Consider the following 21765-nt stretch of genomic DNA (forward strand, 5'->3'; position numbering starts at 1 on the left):
GCGGGAAGCATTGGCTTCCCGCCCTTTTTTATTTAGTCAGTGGTCTCAATCAAGCGTCGAGTGAGGCCATGTCGATGACGAAGCGGTAGCGCACATCGCTCTTCAAGACGCGCTCATAGGCTTCGTTGACATCCTTGATGTCGATCTTTTCGATCTCGGAGACGATGTTATGCTTGCCACAGAAATCCAGCATTTCCTGAGTTTCCTTGATTGAACCAATCATCGAGCCGGCGAGCGAACGACGAGCCGGAATGACCGAGAAAGCATGAACCGGGATTGCATGTTCCGGCACGCCGAGCAGAACCATGGTGCCGTTGACCTTCAGCAGGTTCAGATAGGCGTTCCAGTCGATTTCGGCTGAAACGGTGCAGAGGATCAGGTCGAAAGTGCCAGCGAGCTTCTCGAAGGTCGAGGCGTCGCTGGTGGCGTAATATTCCTTCGCACCGAGCTTCAGGCCGTCGTCCTTCTTTGAGAGCGTCTGCGACAGGACGGTGATTTCAGCGCCCATGGCCGAACCGATCTTGACGCCCATATGGCCAAGACCACCCATGCCGACGATCGCGACTTTCTTGCCGGGACCGGCATTCCAGTGATGCAGCGGCGAATAAAGCGTGATGCCGGCGCACAGAAGCGGCGCAGAGGCATCGAGCGGCAGGTTTTCGGGAATGGAGAGAACATAGTCCTCGCGAACGACGATATGGTCGGAGTAGCCGCCCTGCGTCGCCGTCTTGCCGTCCCTATCCACAGAGTTGTAAGTCTGGACAAGACCCGGCATGTACTGCTCATTATCGACATCGCGCGTAGCGCAGCCAACGCAGGAATCGACGAAACAGCCGACGCCGACATGGTCGCCGACCTTGAACCGGGTGACCTTGGAGCCAACGGCGCGGACGACACCGGCGATCTCATGGCCCGGAACGATCGGGTAAACGGCATTCTTCCATTCGTTACGGACGGTGTGGATGTCCGAGTGGCAGATGCCGGCATATTTGATATCGATGACGACGTCGTCATCATTCGGCTCGCGGCGTTCGAAAGTGAACGGGGTAAGCGGCTTCGACGCGTCGGTCGCAGCATAACCTCTAGCAATAGCCATCTAAGTATCCTTTCGGAAGTTTGGGGACGATGGAATATGCGATGGAAGATGCTGAAGCCGTTAGAGCGATCCTCCGAGCTTTTTGCACGATCCTGCAAAAATTGACTATTCGTCTCTTTGCGAAGTGCATTAGGCATTCTAGATAAACAAGGCTTCCTCCTCATTTGAAGGGTATCCCCATGTCCCTGCCGTTCAATCTCTATCAGGAGATTACATCCATTGCCGCGCGGCACGCTACAGCCGATGGCGAGGTGAGGACCGCCATTGACTCTCTCGGGATCAGCCGACGGACGACCCCGAGCGCGCCGTGCCACGGGAACTACCGCCCCTGTTTTGCAATGGTCATTCAGGGCGCGAAATGCGTTCAGCTCGGGACCGACACGATCAATTACGGGGCGGGCGACTACCTGCTGACCTCCCTCGACCTCCCGGTCGCCTGGCGTGTTGTCGAGGCAAGCCCCGACGTGCCGCACTTTTGCATTTCACTGGCAATCGATGGCGAAAAGCTGCTCGATCTCATGCGTCGCGTGCCAATAGATCCACCCGCCGAGCCCGTTAATGCGCAGCGCGGCATCGTCGTGAATGCCGCCACGCCGGAGCTTCTCGACGCTGCAGTCAGGCTGTTGCGCTTGCTCGATCGTCCCGCCGAGATTGCCGCGATGGCGCCGCTCATCGAGCAGGAAATTCTCTACCGTATTCTCACAGGCCCGGCGGGCGGCCAGTTGATGAACATCATTGCGGCGGGAAGCCCCGGCAACCGCATTGCCCGCGCCATCGCCTGGCTACGTGAAAACTTTGCTCGCCAATTGCGGGTCGAGGAGTTGGCCGAACAGATCGGCATGAGCGTGTCTTCATTCCATCATCACTTCAAGACGATTACCGCCATGACGCCGGTGCAATATCAGAAGCAGCTTCGTCTACATGAGGCGCGTCGGTTGATGCTGCTGGAGAGGCTGGATGTCGGCACTGCCGGCCACCGCGTCGGCTACCAGAGCCCCTCGCAATTCAGCCGTGAATACAGCCGCTTCTATGGCATGGCGCCATCACGTGATGTGGATGTCTCACGCGAGATTGCGGCGGGGTAGGGTGCGGTGTCCATTGAGGCAGAGCTGCGGTACCTGAGGATTCACCCCCCTCTGCCCTGCCGGGCATCTCCCCCACAAGGAGGGAGATCAGCAAGAAGCACTGTCGTCACTCGACCCTCAACACTGAGATTGGCGAAGCGTAGCGGCACATCGATCTCCCCACCTGTGGGGGAGATGCCCGGCAGGGCAGAGGGGGGTGAGCCGCGTGCGCCATCGATCCACTACCCAACCAAGAGTTCAAAAGCTCTCCTCACACATTCCGCACCGCACCAATTCTTCTCCGCTCCCGAAGAATCCGCTTGACCCCAACGCCACCTCCGCTTAAATGGCGCTCGAACCGTACCGTACGGTACATCAATCGAACCCCAGGAGTGGAAAGACTTGGCTTCCGACCCGATCACAGCGCAGGAATTTTCGCCGCGCCAGAACGCCGTTCTGGATCAGGCATTGCGTCTTTTGGTCGAGGGCGGCGAGAAAGCGCTGACCACATCCGGGCTGGCGCGCGCCGCCAACTGTTCCAAGGAAAGCCTCTATAAGTGGTTCGGTGATCGCGATGGCCTGCTGGCGGCGATGATCACGTTTCAGCAGAGCAAGGTTCGCACTTTCGAGAAAGCAGGGGACCGAGTGTCCGCGCCGCAGCTTGCCGATCATCTCGAGGTTTTCGCCCATGATCTGCTGGATGTTCTGGCGGGCGACGTGTCGCTGGCGCTGAACCGTCTGGCGATAGGGCAGGCGAGCCGCGACGGGTCGAAGCTAGGTGATCTCTTGCTGGAGCGTGGCCGGCGCCAGATCGACCGTCGCGCCCGTGGTCTTATCGAGGCCGGTCGCCGTTCCGGCTATCTGCGTTTCGATGATGCCGAAGAGGCATATCGCATTTTTTACGGTCTCATCGTTTCGGATCTGCATGTGCGCATGCTGCTGGGCGAGGCGCCGGACAAGGATTTTTCCGCCCGGGCGAAGAAGGCGGTCGTCGCCTTTCTGACCCTCTACGGCACGGAAAAGGTACATTCGGAACTGGGCGGCAAGGCTGCCTGAGGTTCCGGTTCACACACAGAGACAAGCATTAGGGAAGGACCATCAAATGCGCGTTTATTATGATCGTGATGCCGATCTCAATCTCATCAAGTCCAAGAACGTCGTTATCGTCGGTTACGGCTCCCAGGGCCGCGCTCATGCGCTGAACCTGAAGGATTCCGGCGCCAAGAACGTCGTTATCGCGCTCAAGGCTGGTTCGCCGACCGTCAAGAAGGCCGAAGCCGACGGCTTCAAGGTCATGACCGTTGCCGAAGCCGCCAAGTGGGGCGACCTCCTGATGATGGCGACGCCTGACGAGCTGCAGGCAGACATCTACAAGGCCGACATCGCTGGCAACATCCGCGACGGCGCAGCGATTGCTTTCGCACACGGCCTCAATGTTCACTTCGGCCTCATCGAGCCGAAGGCATCGCTCGACGTCGTCATGATCGCACCGAAGGGCCCCGGCCACACGGTTCGCGGCGAATATCAGAAGGGCGGCGGCGTTCCTTGCCTCGTTGCCGTTCACCAGAACGCTTCCGGCAATGCGCTTGAACTCGCTCTCTCCTACGCCTGCGGCGTTGGCGGCGGCCGTTCGGGCATCATCGAAACGAACTTCAAGGAAGAGTGCGAAACCGACCTCTTCGGCGAACAGGTCGTTCTGTGCGGCGGTCTCGTCGAGCTCATCCGCGCCGGTTTCGAAACGCTGGTCGAAGGCGGTTATGCGCCGGAAATGGCCTATTTCGAGTGCCTGCACGAAGTGAAGCTCATCGTCGACCTGATCTATGAAGGCGGCATCGCCAACATGAACTACTCGATCTCCAACACGGCTGAGTGGGGCGAATACGTCACGGGTCCGCGCATCATCACTGCCGACACCAAGGCTGAAATGAAGCGCGTTCTGCACGACATCCAGACCGGCAAGTTCACCACCGAGTGGATGCAGGAATGGAAGGCCGGCGGCGCTCGCTTCAAGGGTATTCGTCGCAACAACGACAGCCACCAGATCGAAGAAGTCGGCGCCAAGCTGCGCGGCATGATGCCCTGGATCGGCAAGAACAAGCTGGTCGACAAGGCCGTCAACTAAGCTTCATTGCTTGATGGAAATTTTGGAGGCCGGGGCGAAAGCTCCGGCCTTTTGTTATTTCTGCTCCGGCGGGATGACACCCTTCGTCAGCAGGAAGCAGCCGTAGAACCGCGTCTCGCCAGTGGTAATGACGCAATAGGCCTGCTTGGCTTTTTCGTAGAACGCGAAGCGTTCGATGCCGTACATGGGGGCTGGTTTTCCTTCTGCCGCGTCGATTTCCTTCTGCACTTCGGCCTGCACCGGCTCCAGCTGGTCGGGCGCGCCCATCACTTCCATGCGGCCGACCGACGGCTGCAGCGGCGTGTCGAGCGGCAGAACGGACAGGATCGCCTTCATGGCGCGGGCGGCCGAGACGTTGTCGATATGCAGCACCTTGCCAACGGCGGTCTGGCGGGCAACCGAATCGGAAGGGAAGTTGGTGTCGGAGATCACCAGCGTATCGCCGTGCCCCATGGCGCGCAGCGCGTGTAGAACATCGGCGTTCAGCGCCGGGTCGATATTTTTCAACATGTCGTCAAACTCCCATGATGCTTTCGCCGTGTCGCGGCGCGCGCGCAATCCAGCCGGAAAACCATGCCGCGTCAATCGCAAAGGTGTGATTGTGAAGCTTTGCACAAGGGTGTATTTGGCTTTGTCCGCAAAATCGGGCCTCCATGCAGGCCAGTTGCGGGCAATGTGCAGGGAGGCAGAAATAATTCGAAAAACTGATAAGTCAGTATTGCTGACATATCGACATTTCTGTAAAGATGCACGCATAAAAACGACACAAGAGGAAACGTACCCATGCTTGATTGGGAACAAATTTTCGCCACGCGCTCTTCGCGCATGAAAGCGTCTGAAATCCGCGAGCTGCTGAAGCTGCTCGAACAGCCCGATATCATCTCCTTTGCCGGTGGCATTCCGGACCCCGCTCTTTTCCCCGCAGAGGAGTTTCAGCAGGCTTACGCGGAAATTTTTTCCGGCGCGCAGGTCAACGCCGCGCTGCAATATTCCGTCAGCGAGGGTTACAAGCCGCTGCGCGAATGGCTGGCGGGCGAAATGGACAAGATCGGCATCGAATGCACGGCCGACAACGTCTTCATCGTTTCCGGTTCGCAGCAGGGTCTCGATTATCTCGGCAAGCTGTTCCTGTCGCCGAAGGATACGGCGCTGGTGACCTGGCCGACCTATCTGGGTGCGCTCTCGGCATTCAATGCCTATGAGCCGAACTATGACCAGCTGAACCCCGGCGGCAACCGCACGCCTGAGGCCTACCGCGAAACCGCGGCCAAGCTTGGCGGTGCGGTGAAATTCGCTTATCTGTCGGCCGATTTCTCCAATCCGACCGGCGAAACCGTTGACCTGGCCGGCCGCGAAAAGGTTCTGGCGCTGGCTGACGAGCTCGATATCGCCGTCATCGAAGACGCGGCCTACCAGTCGCTGCGTTACGATGGCGAAGCGGTGCCGCCCATCATGGCGCTCGACATTGCCCGCTCGGGCGGCATCGAGAACACTCGCACGATCTATTGCGGCAGCTTCTCCAAGACGCTGGCACCCGGCCTTCGTGTCGGATACATCGTCGCTTCCGCCCCTGTCATCCGCAAGCTGGTGCTGATGAAGCAGGCCGCTGATCTGCACTCCTCCACCATCAACCAGATCGCCATAGAGCGTGTCGCATCGCGTGGTTTCGACAAGCAGGTCGCCAAGATCAAGGCCGCCTACAGCGCGCGGCGTGATGCGATGCTGGCGGCGCTCGAGAAGTATATGCCGAAGACGACCAGCTGGACGAAGCCGGAAGGCGGCATGTTCATTTGGGTGACGCTGCCGGAGGGTATGGATGGGGCGGCGCTGCTCGCCAAATCCATCGCCACGGAAAAGGTCGCTTTTGTCCCCGGCCGTGCTTTCTTTGCGGATGGTTCAGGCACGAACACGCTGCGCATCAGCTTCTCCTGCGCCAATGAGGCGATGATTGAGGAAGGCATGAAGCGGCTTGGGCGGTTGATTGCGACGGCTCAGGCGGACACGGCTGAGGTGGTTCCCGCGATTTGAGGCGGCGTGTAAATTATCGGTAGCGACGGAGGGTGCGGCTTCACCCCCCTCTGTCCTGCCGGACATCTCCCCCACAAGGGGGGAGATCGACCTGTGGAAAGGTCTCGACCATCTCGACGCTTGAGAATGAAGTGATGAGAGGGCTTCTTGCCGATCTCCCTCCTTGTGGGGGAGATGCCCGGCAGGGCAGAGGGGGGTATGCCCCGGCCTCCAAGAGAACTTTCGTTCTTCCGCCCGGTGCTCTCAACCTTGTAGCGATCACACCCGCAAAAATCCTGCCTGTCACATACATGTTATGCAATCATGTTTTAGCGGTCCCACGAAACAACAGGGACTGGACCCATGAAAACGCTGCTTTCCGCTTTCACCGCCATCGTGTCGCTCGGCTTCATCGCCACCGCCGCCAATGCCGCCGATCTGGTGCTTTATACCAGCCAGCCCAACGAGGACGCGCAGGCGACCGTGGATGGGTTCAAGGCCGCCAACCCCGGTCTCGACGTCGAATGGGTGCGTGACGGAACGCCAAAGATCATGGCCAAGCTGATGGCGGAAATCAGCGCCGGTAATCCGGTTGCCGATGTGCTTTTGATCGCCGATATCGTGACGCTGGAGCGCATGAAGCAGGCCGGTCAGCTTCTCGCTCACAAGTCGCCGGAAGCCAAGAATATCGATGCCTCGCTTTATGATGCGGACGGCTTCTATTACTCCACCAAGCTCATCACGACAGGCATCATGTACAACACTGCCGCCGCGATGAAGCCGACGAGCTGGAAAGATCTGGCGAAGGCAGAGGCCAAGGGTCTCGTCACCATGCCTAGCCCGCTGACCTCTGGCGCGGCGCTCATCCATGCGCAGACGCTTGCTGCCGCAAACGGCCTGGGGTGGGATTACTACAAGCAACTGAAGGCCAATGAAGCCATCTCCGGCGGTGGCAACGGTGCGGTGCTGAAGTCCGTTGCTTCGGGCGAAAAGGCTTATGGTGTGGTCGTCGATTACATGCCGATCCGTGAAAAGGCCAAGGGCGCACCGGTCGAGTTCGTCTTCCCGGAAGAGGGCGTTTCGGCCGTCACCGAGCCGGTCGCGATCATCAAGGGCACCAAGCATGAGGAAGCGGCCAAGAAGTTTGTCGATTACGTGCTTTCGGAAAAGGGCCAGCAGGGCTTCGTCAAGCTCGGTTATATCCCGGTTCGTGCCGATGCCGGCATGCCGGAAGGTTTCCCGGCCCGCGACAAGATCAAGGTTCTGCCGCTCAACGCCGCTGACGCACTGAAGAACTCCGAGCAGGATCTGAAGACCTTCTCAGACATCTTCGGCTCCAAGGGCTGATATAGCGGAATGACCCGTTCCAAGGCTTATGGAAACAGCCAGCCGCGCTGGCTGTTTCCTTTTGTGGTCAGTGTCGTTTTTGTGCTGAGCGCCCTGCCGCTCGGGCGGCTCGCCTATACCGGCATCGTGTCATCACTGAACGGTGACATATGGCGGCTTCTTGCCGATCCTGCCCTTTGGAATGCGGCGCTGAATACGCTCTCCACCTCTTTCCTCGGCATGCTGATTTCGCTTGTCATCGGCGGCGCCTTTGCGCTTGCGCTGACGCTTTGCGACATCCGTGGCAAGTCGGTTTTGAGCTTCCTGTTCATGCTGCCGATGATGATCCCGCCGCAGGTGACGGCGCTGTCGTGGATCGGCATGACCGGCCCTTCGAGCACGCTGCTGAAGGCCATCGGCCTCGCGCCCGCGATGGGCTCGCCGCAGCCGCTTTATTCCATTGCGGGTATTGCGCTTCTGCTCGGCGTGCAGCACGCGCCGCTTGTTTATCTCTCGCTGCGGGCCGGGCTGCTGGCCTTGCCGCAGGACGGCATCGAGGCCGCCAAGCTTTCCGGTGCTTCGCCGCGGCGTGTACTGTTCGATATTATCCTGCCGCTTTCCACGCCGGGGCTGATTGCCGGGGCGGCGATCTCCTTCGTCTCCAATGTCGGCAATTTCGGCATTCCGGCGATCCTCGGCATACCCGCCTCGATATTCACTCTGCCGACGCTGATCTACAGCCGTTTTGCCAGTTTCGGCACCAGCACCTTCGGCGATATCGCCATGCTCTCGACCATGATCGCGATCATTTCCGTAGCCGGACTTGCTTTGCAGGAACGGGCGATGAAGGGTAGGGATTACCGCATCATCGGGCTCTCCGGCAAGGCGGCCACATTTGGACTGGCGCGGTGGCGGGTACCGGCGCAGCTTGCCCTGTGGCTCGTGCTGTTCTTCATGCTGGTCGCGCCGTTGACGGCGCTGGTGGCAAGCTCGCTCGCTCCCGCCTATGGGGTGCCGCTCAGCCTCAAGACCGCAACGCTGCATGCCTATGAGGAGCTGTTGTATCGGCAGAGCGTCACCCGCACGGCCTTCCGCAATTCGCTGTTTCTGGCAACAGTCACATCATTGTGCCTGCTGGCGGTGACGGTGTTGACGGCCTATTTTCTGGTGCGGGGCGAAAGCCGCTTCATGTTCCTGCTCTCGGCGCTGGTGGATATTCCCTATGCTCTACCGGGCGTCGTTATCTCCGTATCCTTCGTGCTGTTGTTCGCAGCCCCCATTCCGCTGCTGGGCTTCACGCTTTACGGCACGATCTGGATCATCCTGCTCGCCTATTTCTCCTCCTTCTTTGCCGTCAGCCTCAAGCCCATGGTCAGCGCCTTCCTGCAATTCGATCCGTCGCTGGAAGAGGCCGCAAGGCTCTCCGGCGCCGGTTTCTGGCGGCGGCTCCGGGATATCATCCTGCCGCTGGTTGGGCCTGCGGCCGGCGCTTCCGTCATTCTCGTTTTCCTGATCGCCTGCAACGAACTGACGGTGTCGGCGCTCCTCTGGTCCGCCGGTACGCAGACGCTCGGCGTGCTCATCTACAATCTCGATGACAGCGGCAGCTTCGATCTCGCCTCTGCACTGTCGGTGCTCGTCGTCATCATGGTCATTGTCCTTATGCTGCTGCTCGAAATTCTGGGGCGCCATCTGCCGAAAGGAGTCGTCCCGTGGCGAAACTGATCCTCAACCGCCTCTCTAAAAGTTTTGGTGCGGGACCAAAGCCCGCCGTGGACGATGTATCGCTAACGGTCCGCGAAGGTGGTTTTCTCGCTCTGCTTGGGCCTTCCGGCTGCGGCAAAACGACGGTGCTGCGCATGATCGCCGGTTTCGAACAGCCGACCGATGGTTCGATCCTGCTCGGTGAGCGCGTGCTGGCCGATGCCGGAGCCATGGTGCCACCGGAGCGGCGCAACATGGCGATGGTGTTCCAATCCTATGCGCTGTGGCCGCATATGTCGGTTGCCGACAATGCCGGTTATCCTCTCAAGGTGCGCGGCATATCGGGCGAGAAATATCGAGAAAAGGTGCGCCAGGCACTGGCCGCCGTCCGTCTCGAGAGTTTTGCCGATCGCCGCCCCGCCGAATTGTCCGGCGGCCAGCGGCAACGCGTGGCGCTCGCCCGCTGCCTCGTGACCGAGCCTGACGTGGTGCTGCTCGACGAGCCGCTCGCCAATCTCGACCGGCACCTGCGCCAGGAGATGGAGGAGACGTTTCGTGATTTCCACGCCCGTTCCGGCGCGACGATGATCTATGTCACCCATGATCAGGCGGAAGCCATGGCGCTGGCAACCGATGTCGCCGTCATGTCGCAGGGCAGGCTGCTGCAGGTCGCCGCGCCGGCGGAGCTTTATGCGCGACCGGAGGGCAAGCTGGTCGGTTCGTTGGTGGGGCAGGGAGCGATCCTCACCTTGCCGGTGCCGGCAGGGGTGTCGCGCGATCTTGACTGGGGGAGCCTGCGGGCGGCGATGGAGAGGGGTAAGCAATTGCCGCAGGCGGATGTTCTCGTGCGGCCGCAGGATGTGGTGCGGGATGCGGAAGGCATTGGCTGCACGGTGACGTCGGTTCTCTATGAGGGCGAACGATATGCTCTGCGTCTCGACCTGCCGGATGGGCAGGTGCTGAGGGCCTATTCGCGCGAGGCGGTGGCGGTGGGTGATAAACTACCGGTTGCCATTCGTGCGGCTTGGCGGCTCTGATGTCCGAGGGTGAGGATATGCGGGGCTGATGGCTCTCCGCAGCTCATCTCGCCAGCGCGCCATACCCCAGACCACTGGCGACGTCGCACGGGAGCGGCTAAGCTTCCCCTTGCTGCAATAGGATTGATTCATGTCGCTTCGGCTTGCCACCTTCAATATCGAAAATCTTCTCACCCGTTTCGATTTCACCGGCTTTCGCAACCAGACGCGGCGTGACAGGGCGATCCAGCTTTTCGATATCAGGGACGAGGCAACCTATCAGGCGCTGGAAAGTGCGCGGATGGTGTCATCCACCGACGATACGCGCCAACTTTCGGCGCTCGCCATTGCGGATGCGGATGCCGATATTCTCTGCCTGCAGGAGGTCGACAATATGGCCGCTCTGCAGGCCTTCGAATATGGCTATCTCTACCGCATGGTCGGGAATGGCTACCTGCAGAAATATCTGGTCGAGGGCAATGACAGCCGCGGAATCGATGTCGCCGTTGTCATGCGCGAGCAGACGCGCGACGGCGAGAAGATCGAGGTGGTCGACATCAAGAGCCATGCGGCGCTGACCTACCGCAATCTCGATATCTTCAATCCGGCACTTGCCACGACCAATCAGATCGATGACAAGATTTTCAAAAGGGATTGCCTGGAAATCGACCTGCGGATCGGCGGCAAACCGCTGACGCTTTACGTCACGCATTTCAAATCCATGACCAATGCCCGCGACGCCGTGGATGCGCGGATCGCCACCATGCCGATTCGCGAGGCGGAGGCCATGGCCGTTCGCCGCATCATCGAAAACCGCTGGGGCGTGGGCAATACCCGCAACAAGAATTTCGCGATCTGCGGCGATATGAACGACTATCAGGAGCGCGTTGCGATTTCCGGCGACAGGCGCAGCGGCTACAGTTTCGCGCCTGTGGAGGAGGAGCGCAGTGCGCTCGATATCTTCACGGCCGATGGTTTCGTCGTCAATCCGATGACGCGCCGCGATGTCATGGATCGCTGGACGCTCTACCATTCGCGCGGGCCGCAGGAACAGCACCTGTGCCAGCTCGATTATGTCTGGCTGTCACCGCGCCTGGCGGAAATAAACGCCACCCATGTTCCCGAAATCATCCGCAACGGGCAGCCTTTCCGCACGGTTTTCCCGCCGGGGCAGGAGGTCGAACGTTACCCGCGCACCGGCTGGGATCGCCCGAAGGCGTCCGATCATTGCCCTGTCGTGATGACGCTGGATTTGATCTAGAGCATCTCCGGTGAAGACCGGATCACCTGAAATGCTCGATCTCTTTGTTTTTACGCAGTCCGTGCGCAAAACCGCTGACGCAGTTTTGCTGGACGTGTCCTAGCGCGCGGCAAGATTTGTTGGCGGGGATGCCGTCTAGCCGTTTGCTACCTTGGGGTAATAGGTTGCCCATACCCGATTGCGGCCTGCGCGTTTGGCCTGGTAAAGCCGATCGTCGGCGATGGCGATCAGCTCGTCCCAGCTGTTGATTGTCTGCGCCTCCTGCCAGACGACGCCGAAACTCGCCGTCAATGACAATCCGGCCTGCTCGTCGAAGGTCTGAACTTCTATCAGGCGGCGAAGGCGGTCGGCGGTCGCGGTCGCCGTGGCGTGACTGACATCCTGCAGCACGACGACGAATTCCTCGCCGCCATACCGGGCCAGAATATCGTTCTTGCGCAATGCGCCTTTCAAGAGACTTGCGGTCTTTTGTAGCGCGAGATCGCCCATGGCGTGGCCGTAGCGGTCGTTTATCGATTTGAAGTGATCGATATCGACAATCATGACGCCGAGTGACTGATATTTCTCATCGCCGCTCAGAATGGCCCGAACCGACTTTTCCAGCGCGCGGCGATTGAAGACGCCGGTCAGGGCGTCGGTTTCGGAAAGTGTGCGGAGCTGCTCGGCCAGCGCGCGCTGCTGGTCCTCCATTTCCCCCTTCTGCCGAAGCTGCTCGCGCAGGAAATCGAGTTCCCGGAACATCTTCGTCACTTCTGGTGCGACGCCGGTCTGGCGCTCAGCTCCGGAAAGATCGCCTGCTGCTATCGCGGAGATCTGGGACAGGACAGACTGCATGGGCTGGAACAACGCGGTTTTATAGACCGAGGTGAGGCGCAGCAGGACCAGTACGGCGATCAAGGCGAGAAAGAGCGAGGCCAGTCCATAGATAAGCGCCTGTTGCTTGTTCTTTTCGATTCTTGCGCGGGTTTCTGCGAGGATAAGGTCACGCAGCTGATCTGACGACTTCATGCCCTGAATGTAGTTTTCGGAAAAATCGCGGGCGGTAGGACGTGCGGATGGCACGACGATAGCAATCGTATTCTGCGCGTAGCGAAGCGACTGGCCGAAATAATAGGTATCGAAATCGCGAAACGCAGCGTCCAGGCGCGGTGTCGACAGATAGGCGGCGGTGTAGTTCCAAAGCGAGGATTTCACCAGCATCACGCTCTGCATTTCAGTGTCGAATTTCGCACGATAGCTCAATCGGTCCTGCTGGTTTGCCTGCAGGCTCATGACCACGTAGGAGCCGAGGCGGCCGATCCTGTCGCGCATGACACCGGCGGTGCCGGTCATTGCGATATCGATGGCGACGTCAGGTGTTTTCGTGATGATGGCCCGGGCCACCTTACCGCGCAGCAGGTTGACGCTGTCTGCGGCCTTGAACATCGCTTGAATGGCGTTGGCCATGGCGCTGTAGCTGCGCGCCTCCGGGGAAAGGGCGACGACCGCGTCTACGGCCTCGCGCGATTGCGCGATTTTCTGACGCGTTTCGGCAAGGGACTTCGCCAGGCCGGGCTGCGCCTTGATTTCCTCGGCGAAGGAGATCTCGACTTGCGACAACTTGTCGTCTGTCGCCTTGCGCGCGGCGGCCAGATGCTCGACCCGGCCTGGATCGGCAGAAGAGGCTGCCATCAGGTTATTTGCCGGACCGCGCTCGGCCGAGACCAGCCATGCGGACTGGAGCGCGGTTTCAAAACGGTTCAGCTGCTTTGCATTCGTCCGATAACGAAGATAGCTGGAGACGCTGGGCAGCGCAGCAAGTGTCGCCAGCAGGATGGCGCTTACGGCAATAACGATTGTGCCTGTCAGCTGGATTTTCTGTATGCTCGCGCGCATCGGGTGCGTTATTCTCGCTGGAAAGGTTATGGTTTGCAGCCATTTTAGCTTCGTCGCGTAAATACTTCGCTTATTTTATAGCGGTTTGCTTTAATGGCGATCAGACGGAGACGTCGGCGGGGCAAGGTGTGGAAAAGAAGGCGACAGATGAGCCGCACACAGTTTTTGCTTTACACCAAGTCAGAATCTGATAGTTGGCAGGGCACTGGATTGCCCTTGTAGCTCAGTTGGTAGAGCACCTGATTTGTAATCAGGGGGTCGCGGGTTCGAACCCTGCCGGGGGCACCAGTATTTTCAATCCACGTCATCGCGAATCTGTTTGGGCGAATGGGCCTGCTGCCGGGCCGCACGCTTCATGTGCATGGTCTCGCCTGCCTTAAGGCGAGAGCGAAACGGGCCAGATATCCGCCAGAGTTGTAAAGTCTGCCGCTTTGAACATATTGTCCAGCGTATAAGTTGAGCAAAGGCGGGGCTTGAAATGGATGCATATGGTCATTTGCGGATATTGGTAAGCCTTATCCTCGGCCTTGCAATCACCAGAGTTTTGTCCGGTCTTTCGCGAAGGCTGCAGGAGCCGCAGAGAACCGATCGCATGCATGCGCAGATCGTCTGGTCGCTGGCCCTGCTTCTTGGGGCGGTTCATTTCTGGTGGTGGGAGTTTGCCTTGCGGCTCATCCACAACTGGAATTTCTGGATTTACATCTTCGTTCTGGTTTACACGTCGCTTTTCTTTCTGATGTCGACGCTGCTTTACCCCGATCACATCCAGGAGTCCGCCGAACGGGAAAGTTTTTTCCTGCGCCGGCGACATGCGTTTTTTGCGCTGTTTGCAGCCTCCTTTCTCTTCGATCTGATGGATACCTACATCAAAGGGAAAGAACACTTCGAGCAGCTTGGGCCATGGTATCTGGCACGGATTGCCGGCGGCCTCCTCATCGCGCTCGTGGCGATGAGGACCGATACTAACCGCATCATCATGTGGCTCGGTGTGGTCTGGCTTTTCTTTAACGCGCTCTGGATTACGGCGATCTATAGCGACCTGTTTTAGTCTTTAGCGCGCGCGTGGGTGCGCCGGTTTCGATGATGCCTATGGCTTTATGTGATACAGCTTGTGCACGATCGACCAGTTGCCGTCCCGTTCCAGCAGCGACAGATATTCGTAAAAATCCATACCGTCGAAACGGGTCGTCAGCTTTACCGAGGCGCTGTCGCCCTCCTTGTCGATGCCGATGATTTCGAAAGTGGGGTCTTGGTCGGGCAGCCCGCGTTCGCTCTTGCGTATCTGGTCGACGAAATCTTCCAGTGAGAGCCATTCGGTTTCACATTCGAAGGTGCCAACGATGCTGGCGCGTGGATCGAAGACATCACGCATCAGGCCCTCATCCGCATAGGCCATGGCATGGACGTAATCCGTGACGGTCTGGGTAATGGTTTGCGGCATCGGATCGTCCTCCCTTCAGATCCAAAAGCCGAGCCTACACCTTTTGGCGGCTTTCCACCATAAGGCCCTGAAAATGCGCCGGATATGCTTCTTCGCAGGGTATTTTCCGGCGGCCAGCGGCAGGCTGGTGTCGAATGTCGCGACATGTTTTGCCATCGCTTTCCACAATTTTGTCCCGCCCGTCATTATAGTCGCCTTCTGTCCGACAAATTTGGGCATCAAGGGCTTTTCGGTCCGTTGTGCCGTGAGACTTTGTGTGGGCTTTGCCGGTTTAAAAGCCGGGGCGGGGTGCCGCACGGGGCGGAATTGGCCTATGATCCGCCGGCAGGCCTCAGGCGTGTGGCATCGGGCATGCGGGTAACAGTTTGCGTTTGAAGGTGTTTTTGTGATCGATCCCTATGTTTTGCTTGGCGTGGAGCGCGATGCCGACGAGGCGGCGATCAAGACGGCCTACCGCAAGGTGGCCAAGGCAGCGCATCCCGACAGCGGCGGCGATGCCGAGCAATTCGCGCGCCTGCAGACGGCTTACGAGCTTCTTAAGGATCCGGTGCGGCGCAAGGTGTTCGATGATACCGGCTACGATCCGCAGCTTGCCGACGCCAAGGACCTCAAAGGCCTGCTGATGCTGGAAACGCTGGTCAATGAATTCATTCTGGATGAGCGCGAACCCGGCAGTTTCGATCCCGTGGCGGCCATGCGCCGCAAGCTGACCGACGACATTCTGAAAAGCCGTTTCCATATTCTCGAACTGGAACGGCACCGCACCCGGGTGCGCAAACACATGGATCGTCTGGGCCGCAAGCCGGAAACAGACGTGCTGAGTTCCATGCTGCGCGCCCGCAGCCAGTCCATCGCCGAAGCCATCCGCAACGCCGAAACCCAGATCGAGGCGATCGAGCAGGCCTATACGATGCTGGAAGGTTATTCCTACGAATTGGAGACCGTGACGCTCGCCGAACCTCTCCTGAAAGGCGAAGCGGCGGAGTAAGGGTCGCTCAGGGGCCGTTGGCCAGCGCCAGGATGAGCTGGTGCACGCGCCCGCCGGGCGAAAGCTCGTCGCGGTCGAAATCGCGGCCGCGCTGGCGCTGCTCGTTGGAAAGCTCGCCGAGACGCTGCTGAAGAACGGCGCGTACCTTCTGGCATTTGGGATCGCTCTCCGCCCGCAGCCCGGTGCTGAAGGCTTCGATCTTCTTCACCATGTCGAGAATATGCTCGCCATGGACGCGTTCATGGGTTTCCACGCCGGAAATGAAGGTCTTCCAGCTGGCGGCGACGGCGGGGGGCAAATTGGCCGGTGCTTTCGGCCAGGTATAGATGATGGTGAGGTTGGGCCTTGCCGTGGCCAGCACGCAGGCGCCATCCGGCTGCGGACGATAATCCCGCCGCCATGTCAGCTTGAAGGTGGTATGGGCAATCGCCTGCACACCCGCGGTCGGGCCTCGTTCGCCGATGGACTGGTACAGCGCACCTCCGGTATTGCCGCTGATGGCATAGGTCTTGATCTGCTCGGAAGGTTTCCAGCCGGCGGACTGCGCCGACAGCGGAAGGGCGCTGAGCAACAGGGCGGCCCTGACGGAAAGGGAAAAGAGATGGGCGGGCACGCATTGATCCTTGCTGGTTTGCGCAGCGAAGATAGGCGAGGGCCGGGCTCTCAGGCAAGGGGCTGTCCGCGGAGAGTTTCAGTTGCTGCGCGGAATAGACCATACGAAAACCCCCGCGCCTCGGCGCGGGGGAACAAGCGAACAACTGCAGGGGTAATCAGTCGTCCAGCTTGTCGTAATCGAGCTTGGGGGCGTTCTGCAGCGCGTCCTTGGTGGTGTCGACATAGGCTTTCCAGGTGCCGTTGTCGTTGTGTACGGCGACAGATGCCGGGTCGAGTACCACATAGCTCTTGTCGATGCCGAGGAAGCCGCCGACGCTGGCGACAAGGCCGATCACCGACTTGCCGTCGCCGATCACCACATCTTCGATCTCGCCGATGTTTTCGTTCTGCGCGTTGTAGATGTCCATGCCGTCAAGCTGGGAAGCGGTGAGATCGGTCTTCTGGACATTGACGAACTTCAGCGGGCCGCTTGCCTTGGTGCCCATCGTGATGCCAGGTCCGGACAGAGTGGCATCCGCGCCAGCAGCAGGGGCCGTGGTTGCCGTCTGGGCAAAGGCCACGGAGGAGGACAGCGCTGCTGCGGCAGCGAGAGCGATGACATTGATTTTCATGATGTTTCTTCCCTTTGTATGCTGAACATTGCGTTCGGGAAAGAAACGGTGAAGGGCGAATTTGGTTCCGCATGGGAGGACAGGAAAATTTGGTTTATGTTGAAAGCCGGAACAGAGGCGCAGCAGGGAGGGAGTGGCCTTGCGGCGAAATCGGGAGGGCATCATGGCAAAAAAGGTTACGGAAAAAGACGCGGCTGAGATCGGGGCCTCCGGCCTCATCGACCAAAAAATCGCGGAACTGGCCGACTGGCGCGGCGATATGCTCGCACGCATTCGCGCGGTGATCCTGAAGGCCGATCCCGAGGTGGTTGAGGAAGTGAAATGGCGCGGCGTGCCGGTCTGGTCGCATGCCGGCATCCTCTGCACGGGTGAAACCTACAAGAGCGCCGTGAAGATGACATTCATGAAGGGCGCTTCGCTTGAAGACCCGGCGGGCCTGTTCAATTCCAGCCTGGAAGGCAATACGCGGCGGGCGATTGATTTTCACGACGGGGATGTCGTGAATGAGGAAGCGTTGGCGGGGTTGATCCGCGCTGCAGTGGCGTTGAACCTTGCGAAAAAGAGCGGGAAGAAGCGAACCGTGAAATGATCGATATCTGATTTGAGAGGCCGGGCCATGCCTCAATCCCCGGCGATATCCGCGGCCTTGTCCCACTCCCCATCGATGAATTTCAACGCATCGATGATCGAGACCTTCCACACCGACCAGACGTGATCGCCATCGGTCACCCGCAGCTCGGATTTGCGCTTGTCGGCCTGTAGTGTCTCGTGCAGGGCGATGGCGCCGCGCCAGAGGAAGAAGCCGTCATCATCGCCAACGGTCAGATAGGTGGCGGGCACATCCTCGTTTTCGGCGACGTGCTGGGCAACGAGGGTGAAGACGTTTTTCTCGTTAAAGAGCCTTGCATCGAATGGCGTGCCGAAGGCCCCGGAGAAATGATCGCCGGTCGAAGGCAGCACGACGCCGCTGGTGATTGTGGTGCGGTCGAGCTGATGGAAAAAGGCGCTGTCCTGGATGAGCTTCAATTCGGCGGGTGTCTTGTCGAGATCGGAAGCGGGCACGTTCTGCCAGATGGCGCCGGACAGGCTGGCGACGGCGCCATAGAGGTCCTCGTGGCCATAGGCCAGATGCAGGGCGCCGAAACCGCCCATGGAAAGGCCGGCAATGGCACGACCTTGCCGATCCTTGCGCACCGGCAAGGTTTTTTCGATCTGGTGGCGCAGGTCGCCGGTCAGGGCGGTCTCGTAGTCGCCCGGGCCGCCGACAGCGGCAGAATCGACGTACCAGCTGTTCTTGACACCGGGCATGACGACCACCAGCGGACGGATGGTGCCCGCTTCGATGAGCGTGTCGAGGGTCTTTTCAATATTGCCGAGATCGCGCCAGCTGTTCTGGTCGCCATCATGGCCGTGCAGGAGATAGAGCACCGGCCAGCCGTTTTCCGGCGGAGCGCCATCTGGACGGTAGATGTTGACGGGAAGTGGCGCATTCAGGGCAGCGCTATGAAAGGTGGCGTCCTCGATCTGGCCGGAAAGGGCGGGTGTCCAGAGCAAGGCGAGAAACAAAGCGGCAAGGTGTTCTCGATACATGCGATGTCCTCTCGCGGTTTTTATTCGACCTATTACCGCCCCGGCCGACCCGTCTTGCCCTTCGTCCTGCCTTTACGCTTCTGCTCTCCGGCGTCTTCGTAAGACCCCGCACCGATCTTGCCGCGCACCAGTGGTCGCGGATCGTCAGTGCCCTTCGTCGGCTGCCCCTCCAGCAGCGGTGAGAAACGTTTGCCGGATTCGGTTTCGGGTTTGTCCGGCACCGCGCCGCGTACGGGCTTTTCGGTTCTGCCCACCGTCATTTCGTCCAGGGTGTTCCTGCGGAACAGTGGTTTCCCCGTGTCCGAGCCGGGGCCCATTTCGTCCAGAGAGGGTTTGGCGAAGAGGGATTTGCTGCTTTCGTTCGCGGCGGCACCCCGCTCTGTCCTGCCGGACATCTCCCCCTCAAGGGGGGAGATCGACTCGTGGCGAGCGCTCGTTCCGCTTTTCCTGCTCTTGCCGCCAGCCTCAAGCGATTTTGCCTCTTCCTTGGCCATGGGGTCGTCCATGGTGGCGAGTTCGGCGGCTTTGAGGCGCTTGATTTCGTCGCGCAGGCGGGCGGCCTTTTCGAAGTCGAGATCGGCGGCGGCGTCGCGCATGGATTTTTCCAGCGCGTTGAGATGGGCCTGCAGATTATTGCCGACCAGGTGGCCGCCATCGGCGAAGCCCTTGCCGGAAACGCCGGAAATATCGGCCCTTACGTGATCACGCTCATAAACCGAATCAAGAATATCCGAGATTTTCGCCTTCACCGATTCCGGCGTAATGCCGTGTTTGGCATTGTAGGCCATCTGCTTCTCACGGCGGCGGGCGGTTTCCTCCATCGCCCGCTTCATCGAGCCGGTAATGTTGTCGGCATACAGGATGACCTTGCCGTCGACGTTACGGGCGGCGCGGCCGATGGTCTGGATCAGCGAGGTTTCCGAACGCAGGAAACCCTCCTTGTCGGCATCGAGGATGGCGACAAAACCGCATTCGGGAATGTCGAGACCTTCGCGCAGCAGGTTGATGCCGACGAGAACGTCGAACGCGCCGAGGCGGAGGTCGCGGATGATCTCGATGCGCTCCAGGGTGTCGATGTCGGAGTGCATGTAACGGACGCGAACGCCCTGTTCATGCAGATATTCTGTCAGATCCTCGGCCATACGTTTGGTCAGCACGGTGCAGAGCGTGCGGTAACCCTTGGCGGCCGTCTCGCGGATTTCGCCGAGGACGTCGTCCACCTGGCTGCGGGCGGACCGCACTTCCACTGGCGGGTCGATCAGGCCTGTCGGACGGATGACCTGTTCGGCGAAGACGCCGCCCGACTGTTCCATTTCCCATGAGCCGGGGGTGGCGGAGACAGCCACGGTGAGCGGGCGCATCGCATCCCATTCCTCGAAGCGCAGCGGGCGGTTGTCCATGCAGGAGGGTAGGCGGAAGCCATATTCCGCCAGCGTCGCCTTGCGTCTGAAGTCGCCACGATACATGCCGCCGATCTGGCTGACAGAGACGTGGCTTTCGTCGATAAACAGCAGGGCGTTGTCGGGGATATATTCGAACAACGTCGGTGGCGGCTCGCCGGGGTTGCGGCCGGTGAGATAACGCGAATAGTTTTCGATACCGGCGCAGGAACCGGTTGCTTCCAGCATTTCGATATCGTAGCGCGTGCGCTGCTCCAGCCGCTGGGCTTCCAGCAGGCGTCCGGCCTTTTCGAGTTCGGCGAGGCGGCCCTTCAACTCTTCCTTGATCGACTTGATCGCGCCATTCAGCGTCGGACGCGGCGTGACATAGTGTGAGTTGGCGTAAATCTTGACGGATTGCAGGTCACCGGTCTTCTGGCCCGTGAGAGGGTCGAATTCGGTGATGGAATCGATCTCGTCGCCAAACATCGAGATGCGCCAGGCGGCATCCTCAAGGTGGGCGGGGAAGATTTCGATCGTATCACCGCGCACGCGGAAGGAGCCGCGCTGGAAATCCATGTCGCGGCGCTTGTATTGCTGGGCCACGAGGTCGGCCAGAAGCTGGCGCTGGTCCAGCCGGTCGCCCACCTGCATCTGGAAGGTCATGGCGGTATAGGTTTCCACCGAGCCGATACCGTAGATGCACGACACCGAAGCGACGATGATGCAGTCGTCGCGTTCCAGCAGCGAGCGGGTGGCGGAGTGGCGCATCCGGTCGATCTGCTCGTTGATCGAGGATTCCTTCTCGATGAAGGTATCGGAGCGCGGCACATAGGCTTCCGGCTGATAATAATCGTAATAGGAGACGAAATATTCCACCGCATTGTCGGGGAAGAAGTTCTTGAACTCGGAATAGAGCTGTGCCGCCAGCGTCTTGTTAGGCGCCAGGATGACGGCGGGTCGCTGCGTTTCCTCGATCACCTTGGCCATGGTGAAAGTTTTGCCGGAGCCGGTAACGCCGAGCAGCACCTGGCTGCGCTCGCCCGAATTGATGCCTTCGACGAGGTCGGCAATGGCCGTCGGCTGGTCGCCGGCGGGCTTGTAGTCCGAAGCCATGCGGATGGCGACGCCGCCTTCGGATTTCGGCGGGCGGGCCGGCCGGTGCGGCGTCCAGAGCTTGCCGTCCTTGAACAGCGGATTGCCGCTCTCGATCAGTTTCGAAAGCGCGTCCACCGTGGCGGTGACAGCACCCGGGTCGAGATTGGCGGCATCCTCCAGCGATACATCCATGCCTGCCACCGGATTGAGACCGGCAGCGGCTCTGGTTTTCGGATCGCTCGATGCGCCGATGGACACGCCGCGTGCTGTCTTGGAGGCCGTTGTGTTTTTCGCCGTTTTCGAAGCCGCTTTCTGCGCTTCCTTGCGCGCTTCGATCTCGATCTTCTTGCGGTGCTTGCCCGCTTTCGAGGCAATTTCGCGCTGGGTTTCGACCGAGCCCGCCTCGGCTTCCGCCTCGAGCTGCTTTACCCAATCGGCAACACTGCCGCTGAGCGGCGCGCCTTCAAACGACGATTGCGGGGCTTCCTCAAAGCCGGAGGGCGAGGATGGGGGATTTTTCGGTGATCTGGCCATGGGAGAAATATGGAGGGAGTCACGGGCAAAGGAAAGGG

General features: G+C 59.8%; 19 protein-coding genes and 1 tRNA gene. 12 read left to right on the forward strand and 8 right to left on the reverse strand.

Annotation, left to right across the window (positions count from 1 at the left end; genetic code table 11):
- Positions 1-49 precede the first annotated feature (49 nt).
- On the reverse strand, positions 50-1096 hold the full coding sequence (locus ACFVTJ_RS02730) for an NAD(P)-dependent alcohol dehydrogenase (protein WP_386904431.1): 1047 nt from the start codon (positions 1094-1096) through the stop codon (positions 50-52).
- A gap of 179 nt (positions 1097-1275) precedes the next feature.
- Between ACFVTJ_RS02730 and ACFVTJ_RS02735 the strand changes: the two genes are divergently transcribed.
- The 3 genes from ACFVTJ_RS02735 (at position 1276) to ilvC (ending at position 4282) form a co-directional block, all read left to right on the forward strand.
- A complete protein-coding gene (locus ACFVTJ_RS02735) occupies positions 1276-2181 on the forward strand; it encodes an AraC family transcriptional regulator N-terminal domain-containing protein (RefSeq protein WP_386904433.1) in 906 nt (301 codons plus the stop codon).
- Between the two features lie 381 nt (positions 2182-2562).
- On the forward strand, positions 2563-3216 hold the full coding sequence (locus ACFVTJ_RS02740) for a TetR/AcrR family transcriptional regulator (protein WP_386904435.1): 654 nt from the start codon (positions 2563-2565) through the stop codon (positions 3214-3216).
- A 46-nt stretch (positions 3217-3262) separates the two neighbouring features.
- Positions 3263-4282 (forward strand): ketol-acid reductoisomerase, encoded by a 1020-nt coding sequence (gene ilvC, locus ACFVTJ_RS02745; protein WP_386904437.1) that lies wholly within the window; start codon positions 3263-3265, stop codon positions 4280-4282.
- A gap of 54 nt (positions 4283-4336) precedes the next feature.
- Here the strand turns inward: ilvC and ACFVTJ_RS02750 are convergent, their stop codons facing one another.
- Complete coding sequence (locus tag ACFVTJ_RS02750) at positions 4337-4792, reverse strand: RbsD/FucU family protein (protein WP_386904439.1); 456 nt, start codon at positions 4790-4792, stop codon at positions 4337-4339.
- A gap of 273 nt (positions 4793-5065) precedes the next feature.
- Here ACFVTJ_RS02750 and ACFVTJ_RS02755 point away from each other — a divergent pair, with 273 nt between their 5' ends.
- The 5 genes from ACFVTJ_RS02755 to ACFVTJ_RS02775 all read left to right on the forward strand — a co-directional run bounded on the left by ACFVTJ_RS02755 (position 5066) and on the right by ACFVTJ_RS02775 (position 11596).
- Positions 5066-6310, forward strand: a complete 1245-nt coding sequence (locus ACFVTJ_RS02755; protein ID WP_386904441.1) for a PLP-dependent aminotransferase family protein — start codon at positions 5066-5068, stop codon at positions 6308-6310.
- A gap of 342 nt (positions 6311-6652) precedes the next feature.
- Positions 6653-7636, forward strand: coding sequence for an ABC transporter substrate-binding protein (locus ACFVTJ_RS02760; RefSeq protein WP_386904443.1), 984 nt, complete (start codon positions 6653-6655; stop codon positions 7634-7636).
- A gap of 9 nt (positions 7637-7645) precedes the next feature.
- Positions 7646-9340 carry an ABC transporter permease gene (locus ACFVTJ_RS02765; RefSeq protein WP_386904445.1) on the forward strand — a complete coding sequence of 565 codons (1695 nt, stop codon included), beginning with the start codon at positions 7646-7648 and terminating at the stop codon, positions 9338-9340.
- Positions 9328-10356, forward strand: coding sequence for an ABC transporter ATP-binding protein (locus ACFVTJ_RS02770; protein ID WP_386904447.1), 1029 nt, complete (start codon positions 9328-9330; stop codon positions 10354-10356). Before ACFVTJ_RS02765 ends, ACFVTJ_RS02770 begins: the two co-directional genes overlap by 13 nt.
- Before the next feature lie 130 nt (positions 10357-10486).
- The gene (locus ACFVTJ_RS02775; protein WP_386904449.1) at positions 10487-11596 is read left to right on the forward strand and encodes an endonuclease/exonuclease/phosphatase family protein; all 1110 of its coding nucleotides are present in this window, start codon (positions 10487-10489) and stop codon (positions 11594-11596) included.
- A 135-nt stretch (positions 11597-11731) separates the two neighbouring features.
- On the opposite strand, the gene ACFVTJ_RS02780 is transcribed toward ACFVTJ_RS02775, so the two are convergent.
- A complete protein-coding gene (locus tag ACFVTJ_RS02780) occupies positions 11732-13471 on the reverse strand; it encodes a GGDEF domain-containing protein (protein ID WP_386904450.1) in 1740 nt (579 codons plus the stop codon).
- A 212-nt stretch (positions 13472-13683) separates the two neighbouring features.
- Here ACFVTJ_RS02780 and ACFVTJ_RS02785 point away from each other — a divergent pair.
- Both ACFVTJ_RS02785 and ACFVTJ_RS02790 read left to right on the forward strand, forming a co-directional pair.
- A tRNA-Thr gene (locus ACFVTJ_RS02785) sits at positions 13684-13759 on the forward strand.
- A 190-nt stretch (positions 13760-13949) separates the two neighbouring features.
- Positions 13950-14519, forward strand: coding sequence for a hypothetical protein (locus ACFVTJ_RS02790; protein WP_386904452.1), 570 nt, complete (start codon positions 13950-13952; stop codon positions 14517-14519).
- A gap of 39 nt (positions 14520-14558) precedes the next feature.
- Here the strand turns inward: ACFVTJ_RS02790 and ACFVTJ_RS02795 are convergent, their stop codons facing one another.
- Positions 14559-14912: a nuclear transport factor 2 family protein gene (locus ACFVTJ_RS02795; RefSeq protein WP_386904454.1), complete on the reverse strand. Its 354-nt coding sequence runs from the start codon at positions 14910-14912 to the stop codon at positions 14559-14561.
- Positions 14913-15297: 385 nt separating this feature from the next.
- Between ACFVTJ_RS02795 and ACFVTJ_RS02800 the strand changes: the two genes are divergently transcribed.
- On the forward strand, positions 15298-15900 hold the full coding sequence (locus tag ACFVTJ_RS02800) for a J domain-containing protein (RefSeq protein ID WP_386904456.1): 603 nt from the start codon (positions 15298-15300) through the stop codon (positions 15898-15900).
- 7 nt (positions 15901-15907) lie between these two features.
- On the opposite strand, the gene ACFVTJ_RS02805 is transcribed toward ACFVTJ_RS02800, so the two are convergent.
- Entirely contained in the window at positions 15908-16513 is a 606-nt protein-coding gene (locus ACFVTJ_RS02805) for a DUF922 domain-containing Zn-dependent protease (protein WP_386904458.1), read from the reverse strand.
- A gap of 157 nt (positions 16514-16670) precedes the next feature.
- Positions 16671-17126 carry a PRC-barrel domain-containing protein gene (locus ACFVTJ_RS02810; RefSeq protein WP_060723339.1) on the reverse strand — a complete coding sequence of 152 codons (456 nt, stop codon included), beginning with the start codon at positions 17124-17126 and terminating at the stop codon, positions 16671-16673.
- A gap of 163 nt (positions 17127-17289) precedes the next feature.
- Between ACFVTJ_RS02810 and ACFVTJ_RS02815 the strand changes: the two genes are divergently transcribed.
- Positions 17290-17715: a DUF1801 domain-containing protein gene (locus tag ACFVTJ_RS02815; protein ID WP_386904461.1), complete on the forward strand. Its 426-nt coding sequence runs from the start codon at positions 17290-17292 to the stop codon at positions 17713-17715.
- A 32-nt stretch (positions 17716-17747) separates the two neighbouring features.
- Here ACFVTJ_RS02815 and ACFVTJ_RS02820 read toward each other — a convergent pair whose 3' ends face one another.
- Entirely contained in the window at positions 17748-18716 is a 969-nt protein-coding gene (locus ACFVTJ_RS02820) for an alpha/beta hydrolase (protein WP_386904462.1), read from the reverse strand.
- Between the two features lie 32 nt (positions 18717-18748).
- Positions 18749-21727: an excinuclease ABC subunit UvrB gene (gene uvrB / locus ACFVTJ_RS02825; RefSeq protein WP_386904465.1), complete on the reverse strand. Its 2979-nt coding sequence runs from the start codon at positions 21725-21727 to the stop codon at positions 18749-18751.
- Between the last annotated feature and the right edge of the window lie 38 nt (positions 21728-21765).

It is taken from the genome of Agrobacterium sp. NPDC058088, assembly GCF_042885035.1.
Taxonomy (GTDB): domain Bacteria; phylum Pseudomonadota; class Alphaproteobacteria; order Rhizobiales; family Rhizobiaceae; genus Agrobacterium.